The 2,188-nt window shown below is 63.3% G+C and carries 3 protein-coding genes; all 3 read right to left on the bottom strand.

Going from position 1 to position 2,188, the window contains the following annotated elements:
• Positions 1 to 82 precede the first annotated feature (82 nt).
• Entirely contained in the window at positions 83 to 514 is a 432-nt protein-coding gene (locus PLZ73_12740) for an ACT domain-containing protein (protein ID HOO78740.1), read from the bottom strand.
• A gap of 31 nt (positions 515 to 545) precedes the next feature.
• Positions 546 to 1,856, bottom strand: coding sequence for a phenylacetate--CoA ligase (locus PLZ73_12735; protein ID HOO78739.1), 1,311 nt, complete (start codon positions 1,854 to 1,856; stop codon positions 546 to 548).
• A 78-nt stretch (positions 1,857 to 1,934) separates the two neighbouring features.
• Positions 1,935 to 2,188 (bottom strand): adenine deaminase C-terminal domain-containing protein (locus tag PLZ73_12730; protein ID HOO78738.1); only part of this gene is annotated, 254 nt, incomplete at its 5' end.

Below are 2,188 nucleotides of genomic sequence, written 5' to 3'. Positions count from 1 at the left end.
TAAGCCAACCAAATCGACGGAGCTTCCAGACCCAGCATAGTCAGTACCTCCCTTGGCAGGGGGGGCGTTTCCCCCCGGCGTTTTACAGGTTATAGACGTCCTTCGGGGGGAGAACGGGGATGCCGGCGGCGGCCAGGGCTCCGGCGGTCGCCTCCAGGTCGTCCACCCGGAAAACCACCACGGCATTGCCTCCCTTCTTCTCCACGAAGGCGTACATGTATTCGATATTGATCCCGGCCGCCGAAATGGTTTCCGCCGCGTGGGCCAGCCCCCCGGGCCGGTCGGGAATTTCCACGGCGAGCACGTCGGTTTCGGCCACGGAATAGCCCCGTCCCTGGAGCGCTTTCAGGGCTTCTTCGGGACGGTCCACGATCAGGCGCATGATTCCGAAATCGGTGGTATCGGCCAGGGAAAGCGCGCGGATGTTGATCCCGGCTTCGCTGAGAGCCCGGGTCAGGCCGGTGAGCCGGCCCGGCTTGTTTTCCAGGAACACGGATATCTGTTTGACGTTCATTTCCTCCCTCCCCGCGGCCGGCACGCCGCGATCACAACTGGTCCTTCTCCCGGCGCAGGTCGATGACCCGCTTGGCCTTCCCCTGACTTCGCTCGATGGTCTTGGGTTCCACCAGTTTGACCTCGACCACCAGATTGAGGACGCTTTCGATCTCCCGTTTGATCTTATTCCTCAGTTCCTGGAGCTGCTTGATCTCGTCGGAGAAAAACTCGCCGCTGATTTCGACCTGGATTTCCAGGGTGTCGAGTCCCCGGTCCCGGTCCACCACCAGCTGGTAGTGGGGTTCCGCTTCCTCGATGCCGAGGAGGACGTCCTCGATCTGAGAGGGGAAAACGTTGATGCCGCGGATGATGAGCATGTCGTCGGTCCGCCCCAATATCCTGGATATCCGGGGCTGGGTCCTCCCGCAGGAGCACGGGCGCCAGGTCAGGGTGACGATGTCCCCGGTGCGGTACCGGATGAGCGGAAGCGCTTCCTTGGTCAGGGTGGTGAAGACCAGTTCTCCCGGGCGCCCCTCGGGTTGGGGGTCTCCGGTTTCGGGGTCGATGACTTCCGGGAAGAACACGTCGGAATACACGTGAAGCCCGGCCTTGGCCGGGCATTCCTGGGCCACTCCGGGGCCGATGATCTCGGAAAGCCCGTAGATATCGAGGGCGATCATGTCCCAGGCCTCCTCGACGGCCTGGCGGAGGTTCTCGCTCCAGGGTTCGGCCCCGAGGATTCCTATCCGGACCGGCGAGCGGCGCGGGTCGTACCCCATGGCCGCCGCCTCCTCGGCCATGAAGAGGGAATAGCTGGGAGTGCAGGTCAGGATCGTGCTCCCGAAATCGTGCATGATCTTGATCTGTTTCTTGGTCCCGCCCGAAGAGATGGGAATGACCGCCGCCCCCAGTTCCAGGGCTCCGTAATGAACCCCCAACCCTCCGGTGAAGAGCCCGTATCCATAGGCGTTCTGGACGATATCCGCCGGGACCGCGCCGGCGATGGCGAGCGACCGGGCCATTACCCGCCGCCAGAGGGAGATATCCCCGGCGGTGTATCCGACCACGGTGGGGTTGCCGGTGGTTCCGCTGGAGGCATGAATCTCGGCCACGGATTCCAGGGGGACGCAGAACATCCCGAAGGGGTAATGGTCGCGCAGGTCGTTTTTACGGGTGAAGGGAAGACGGGAGATATCGGCGAGTTCGCGGATATCCCCCCCGGAAACGATGCCCGCCTCCCGCAGAAGGCCGGAGTAGAAGGACGAACGCTCCAGAACGTAATCGACCAGGCGGCGCAGGCGTTCGAGCTGCAGTTCCCGCAGGGGCCCGGCTTCCATGCACTCGAGTTCTTCCATGTACATCGTCGTTTCCCCCTCTCTCCTCGATAACCTCGTCTCCGCCCGAAGACCGGGGGGCCGGCCGGCGGGAGACGCCGGGTTTTATCCGTCGGCGAAAAGATCCACGAAATCGAACCGATCCACGTCGACCAGACCGCGGTCGGTAAGTTTGAGTTTGGGAATCACGGGGAGGGCCATAAACGAGAGCGCCATGAACGGCTCCGGGTTGGTGACCCCCATCTCCTGGACGATCTCGGTGAGCCGATCCACCTGCTCCTTGACTTCGGCCATGGGCCGGTCGCTCATCAAACCGGCGATCGGAAGCGGGACCGTCCCCAGAACCTCCCCGTCGGCGA

It is taken from the genome of bacterium, assembly GCA_035380285.1.
GTDB lineage: Bacteria > Auribacterota > Erginobacteria > Erginobacterales > DAOSXE01 > DAOSXE01.
This window is presented reverse-complemented; position numbering and strand designations above follow the sequence as displayed.

Excerpts from the sequence above, each read along its gene's own strand:
- PLZ73_12740 (HOO78740.1), bottom strand. The coding sequence starts at position 514 with ATGAACGTCAAACAGATATCCGTGTTCCTGGAAAACAAGCCGGGCCGG.
- PLZ73_12735 (HOO78739.1), bottom strand. The coding sequence starts at position 1,856 with ATGTACATGGAAGAACTCGAGTGCATGGAAGCCGGGCCCCTGCGGGAA.